This window comes from Streptomyces sp. NPDC059906 (assembly GCF_042730645.1).
Lineage (GTDB): Bacteria > Actinomycetota > Actinomycetes > Streptomycetales > Streptomycetaceae > Streptomyces > Streptomyces rubrogriseus.
In genome coordinates this window covers 136,403-141,298 of the sequence record NZ_JBHWKU010000021.1, presented here as the reverse complement: position 1 = coordinate 141,298, position 4,896 = coordinate 136,403, and the positions used below count along the sequence as shown (strand labels likewise).

The 4,896-nt window shown below is 72.5% G+C and carries 5 protein-coding genes; 3 read left to right on the top strand and 2 right to left on the bottom strand.

Going from position 1 to position 4,896, the window contains the following annotated elements:
- The first annotated feature begins 120 nt into the window (after window positions 1-120).
- Entirely contained in the window at window positions 121-372 is a 252-nt protein-coding gene (locus ACFV9J_RS27985; RefSeq protein WP_385358453.1) for a hypothetical protein, read from the top strand.
- 67 nt (window positions 373-439) lie between these two features.
- The gene (locus ACFV9J_RS27980; RefSeq protein ID WP_385358452.1) at window positions 440-1,090 is read left to right on the top strand and encodes a TIGR04222 domain-containing membrane protein; all 651 of its coding nucleotides are present in this window, start codon (window positions 440-442) and stop codon (window positions 1,088-1,090) included.
- A gap of 137 nt (window positions 1,091-1,227) precedes the next feature.
- Here ACFV9J_RS27980 and gcl read toward each other — a convergent pair whose 3' ends face one another.
- A complete protein-coding gene (gcl, locus tag ACFV9J_RS27975; protein ID WP_361006237.1) occupies window positions 1,228-3,012 on the bottom strand; it encodes a glyoxylate carboligase in 1,785 nt (594 codons plus the stop codon).
- Window positions 3,013-3,159: 147 nt separating this feature from the next.
- On the opposite strand from gcl, the gene ACFV9J_RS27970 reads away from it, so the two are divergent.
- The gene (locus ACFV9J_RS27970; protein ID WP_385358449.1) at window positions 3,160-3,846 is read left to right on the top strand and encodes a hypothetical protein; all 687 of its coding nucleotides are present in this window, start codon (window positions 3,160-3,162) and stop codon (window positions 3,844-3,846) included.
- 66 nt (window positions 3,847-3,912) lie between these two features.
- Here the strand turns inward: ACFV9J_RS27970 and ACFV9J_RS27965 are convergent, their stop codons facing one another.
- Entirely contained in the window at window positions 3,913-4,752 is an 840-nt protein-coding gene (locus ACFV9J_RS27965; RefSeq protein WP_385358447.1) for a hypothetical protein, read from the bottom strand.
- Between the last annotated feature and the right edge of the window lie 144 nt (window positions 4,753-4,896).

The window sequence follows — 4,896 nt, the reverse complement described above, 5'->3', positions numbered from 1 at the left end:
TACACCCTCCCCGGGCTCGGCGGGGGGGGGGGCGGCGCCCCCCCCCCCCCCCGCTTCTCGGCGTTCGCCGTTCCACGTTCACCGGGTGCGGATTCTCCTTCCGCGCAGCAGCCTGGAGGCATGGCAACCGCGCACCCGCCCGAGCATCCGCACATCGTCGTCCACTCCCCCGCCCTCGACGGCTCCCGCCGGGTCACCTCCGGCGAGGAGACGCTGGGCGTCGCCTCGCACGTCGACGACGTCGCCGAACTGCTGCGGCTGGCCGACCTCTACGTGACCGACGTCGAGTCGAGTGACCTGGTCGAGTGGCAGGGCGGCGGCCCGGAGGACTGGCCGGGGCTGCACGAGCACCACGAGCACCGCGGTGGCTGAACGCGCGTAGGAGTCATCCGCAGCGGGCACAACCCCGGCACAGCACGGGGCGCACGGGGGTGGTGTCGTGGACGGTGGCACGGAGATCGGGTGGGAGCCGCACGAGGTCGCGCTGCTGGGCGGCGGGCCGCGGGCCGCCGTCACGGTGGCGGTGGTCGCCCTGCACCTGCTGGGCGCGGTGGAGACCGGCCCGGGCAGGACGCTGTGCGCGACGGGCCCGGAGCCGGAGGGACTGGGGCCGTTCGAGGGGACCGTCCTGGACTGTCTGCGCGAGCCGCTCACCGCCCGCGAGCTGGTCCGGCACGCCGACGTGCGCCTGGCCCTGGCCCTGACGCGCATCCCGCTCGCGGAGGACGGACTGCTGACCCATCCCTGGCTCAGGCCCTCCCGGGGCGCCCGCCGGCGCGTGGCGTTCTGGCGGGAGCGGCATCCGCTGCCGGCGGTCAGGCACGGGCTGACGGACGAGGACACGCTGCTCGCGGTCGCGCTGCACGGTGATGCCGCCCTGCGCCTGCTCCTGCCCCGCTTCGCGCTGCGGACCGGACTGATGGACCCGGGCGCACCGGCGGCCGACGGGGTGCGCTTCTCGCTGGGCCGGGGCAGGTTCCTGAGGTGGCGCGACGAGTACGAGGACTCGGTCTCGGGCGACTGGGGCGGCACGGGCCACGGGGACCACTCGGGCGGCTGCGGTTCGGGGGGCGGCGGCGGCTCGGACTGAACGCACACATGGGGTCCGCACACATGTGGGGCCCGCACACGGAGGGCTCGCACACGTGGGGCCCCGCATACATGTGAGAGCGGCCCGTCCCCCCGAGGAGAGGGACGGGCCGCTCTCGGCCCTGGGCGCCGGGTCGGTCAGACCTTCAGCGTCCTGACCGCGGTCGGGGCGTGCCCCGGCTCCGTGGCCACCTCCTCGAACTCCACCACGTTGGAGATGTCGTTGGTGCCCGACATGGAGATGTTGGTGACGCGCTCCAGGATCGCCTCGACGACGACCGGCACCCGGTGCTCGGCGGCCAGCTTCTTGGCCTGCTCCAGGGCCGCGCCCAGCTCGTTCGGGTCGGTCACCCGGATCGCCTTGCAGCCCAGGCCCTCGGCGACCTTGACGTGGTCGACGCCGTAGACGCCCAGCTCGGGCGAGTTGATGTTCTCGAACTCCAGGTTGACCTGGAAGTCGATGTCGAACGCCCGCTGCGCCTGGCGGATCAGGCCCAGGTAGGAGTTGTTGACCAGGACGTGCACGTACGGGATCTTGTGCTGCGCGCCGACGGCCAGCTCCTCCAGCATGAACTGGAAGTCGTAGTCGCCGGAGAGCGCCACGACCTGGGCGTCCGGGTCGGCCTTGGCGACGCCGAGGGCGGCCGGGACGGTCCAGCCGAGCGGGCCGGCCTGGCCGCAGTTGATCCAGTGCCGCGGGCGGTAGACGTGCAGCATCTGGGCGCCGGCGATCTGGGAGAGGCCGATGGTGGAGACGTACCGGGTCTCGGGGCCGAACGCCTTGTTCATCTCCTCGTAGACGCGCTGCGGCTTGATCGGGATGTCGTCGAAGTGCGTACGGCGCTGGAGGGTGGCCTTGCGCTCCTGCGCGGAGGCGGCCCAGGCGGAGCGGTCGGGCAGCTTGCCGGCCGCCTTCAGTTCCTTCGCGACCTCGACGAACAGCTCCAGGGCCGCCTTGGCGTCGGAGGCGATGCCGTAGTCCGGGGCGAAGATCTTGCCGATCTGGGTCGGCTCGACGTCGACGTGGACGAACTTCCGCCCGGCGGTGTAGACGTCCAGCTTGCCGGTGTGGCGGTTGGCCCAGCGGTTGCCGATGCCGAGGACGAAGTCGGACTCCAGGAAGGTCGCGTTGCCGTAGCGGTGCGAGGTCTGCAGGCCGACCATGCCGGCGTTCAGCTCGTGGTCGTCGGGCAGCAGGCCCCAGCCCATCAGGGTCGGCACGACCGGGGTGCCGGTCAGCTCGGCGAACTCCACAAGCAGGTCGGCGGCGTCGGCGTTGATGACACCGCCGCCGGCCACGATCAGCGGCCGCTCGGCGGCGTTGAGCAGGCCGATCGCCTTCTCGATCTGGGCGCGGGTGGCGGTGGGCCGGTAGACCGGGAGCGGCTCGTAGGTCTCCGGGTCGAACTCGATCTCGGTGGTCTGGACGTCGATCGGCAGGTCGATCAGGACCGGGCCGGGGCGGCCGGAGCGCATCAGGTGGAACGCCTGCTGGAAGACGCCGGGGACCTGCGCGGCCTCCAGGACGGTGACCGCCATCTTGGTCACCGGCTTGGCGATGGAGGCGATGTCGACGGCCTGGAAGTCCTCCTTGTGGATCACGGCGGTCGGTGCCTGGCCGGTGATGCACAGAATCGGGATCGAGTCGCCGATCGCCGAGTAGAGACCGGTGATCATGTCGGTGCCGGCCGGGCCCGAGGTGCCGATGCAGACGCCGATGTTGCCGGGGTGGGTGCGGGTGTAGCCCTCGGCCATGTGCGAGGCACCCTCGACGTGACGGGCGAGGGTGTGCTGGACACCGCCGGACGCCTTGAGTGCCGCGTAGAAGGGGTTGATCGCCGCACCGGGCACACCGAACGCGTCGGTGACGCCCTCGCGCTTGAGGATCTCAACTGCCGCTCGGGCAGCGGTCATACGAGCCATCGAGTACTCCTGATCCGGCTGTCGGATTCGCACTCCCGTCGCGCCCCGCGGTGAGCTTCTTCCGTAGCAACTTCCGTATAGCGAAATTTGTTTTCTACGATCTGGAAGTAATGTAAGTGGGCAGCCGGGGGCCGTCAAGAGAGGACGATGGGGGTCATGTCCGAGACCATCTCGGTGTGCTGCACCGCCTGCGGGCGCCGGCACCGCTACACGGCACCGTCGTACCCCTGCGTGTGCGGGGCGCCCGTCGCCCCGGAGCTGGACCCGCGCGGGGCCGCCACCGCGGTCACCCGGCGGGCCTGGGACGAGGAGTGGATCGGGGTGCGCTGCGCGGCCTGCGGGACCGAGAGCCGGTGGCCGCGGCCGGAGCTGGGCTGCCCCTGCGGGACGGTGCTGTGCGTGCCGGTGGACCACGCGGCCGCGGGCCGGTCCGGGCGCACTGCGGGGTCGCGGGTGCCGGCGCACCGGGCCGTTCCGATCCGCACCGCCCGCGACGCGGTCACGGCCGCCGTGCTGTATCTGCGCGGACTCGGCCACCGGGACGTGCGCCGCGCGGACCAGCGCCCGCTGTCCGGCATCGGGCTGGCCGCGCCCGGCCTCGTCGTCCAGGTGGATCCGACGGTGGGCCCGGCCTCGGTGCGGGACGTGGAGTGCCTGTGGCTGACGGCCGTGGCGGAGTCCGCGCGGGGCGTGTACTTCTCGCTCGCCGGGTACGCCGAGGACGCCCGCGTCCGCGGCGACCTGCTGGACGTCGCGCTGTTCGTGCTCGACCCGTCGGGCGTGCCGCGCCCGGCGAACGCACCGGCCGTGGCGCTGGAGGCCACGGCCGGCTGAGTCGTCGCGTGTTCAGAACCCGTTGGCACGATCCCAGCGGACGCAGAGACCGGGGTTGTGTGCCGGTCAGGGGACCAGGGCGATGTGGGGGTGGGACGGGTCGGCCGGGCAGACATAGAGCTGCAGCTTGTTCCCGCCGGCGATGTCGATCAGGGTGAAGTTGCCGTCCTGGGCGCCCAGAGGATGCCGAGCCGGCTTGGCCGGGTCCTCCGCGGGGACCCAGGACTTGCTGATGGCATCCCATTCCGAGGAGGCGATGGTGAGGAAGGGCACCGTCTGGGTGCCGCAGGCAGCGCAGGGGCGGTCGTCGGGGTCAGTGACGTCCCAGCCGGTCCAGCCGCCGGTCTTCCATCCCGGGGCGGTGGAGAGGTTGCCCAGGTAGAGCTCGCCCACGTCGGTCGAGTAGGAGCCGTACCGTGCGGGGCCGATCGCCTCCCAGTACCTCGCATCGGCCAACTGGTCGCGGATCTCGTCCTCCAGGTCCCTGGGATGCGGGAACTCGGTCACCTGTTCCGGAGAGAACAGGCAGGGTTCCGGGACGTAGTAGTCGAGCTGGACGACGGGCGGCTCGGTGGGCGCGTCCAGGACGTCGGTGACGGTGGCGGAGTCACGCCAGAACAGTTCAGTCCTGGGGTGGGCGTACTCCTCGTGGTCGAAGGGGCACCACAGGACCTGGAGGAGGTCCTTGCCGGGGGGACACGGGAAGGGGATGTCGCGGGCGTGGAGCTGGGCGACGGGAAGGAGGGGGATCGGTCCGTCGAACCACGAGCGGCCGGAGTTGATGCGCTCCAGGGCCTCGCGCTCCTCGGCGGTCCACTCGGCCGCATCGGGGTCGAGGCGCAGCCGCTCGGCCGACGCGGCGCGGATACGGCGGTGACGCCGGACGTCGTCCGGGGAGAGGACCACCGGTGCCGCGTGCTTGTCGTGCGGTTCGTCGCAGTACGGCCACGGGTCGTGGGGGGGGCCCCCGGGGGGCCCCCCCCCCCGACAGGGGGGGAACGGGGGGGGCCCCCGGGGGGGGGGGCGCCCGGGGGCCCGGGGCCCCCCCCG

Excerpts from the sequence above, each read along its gene's own strand:
- gcl (WP_361006237.1), bottom strand. The coding sequence starts at position 3,012 with ATGGCTCGTATGACCGCTGCCCGAGCGGCAGTTGAGATCCTCAAGCGC.
- ACFV9J_RS27970 (WP_385358449.1), top strand. The coding sequence starts at position 3,160 with ATGGGGGTCATGTCCGAGACCATCTCGGTGTGCTGCACCGCCTGCGGG.
- ACFV9J_RS27985 (WP_385358453.1), top strand. The coding sequence starts at position 121 with ATGGCAACCGCGCACCCGCCCGAGCATCCGCACATCGTCGTCCACTCC.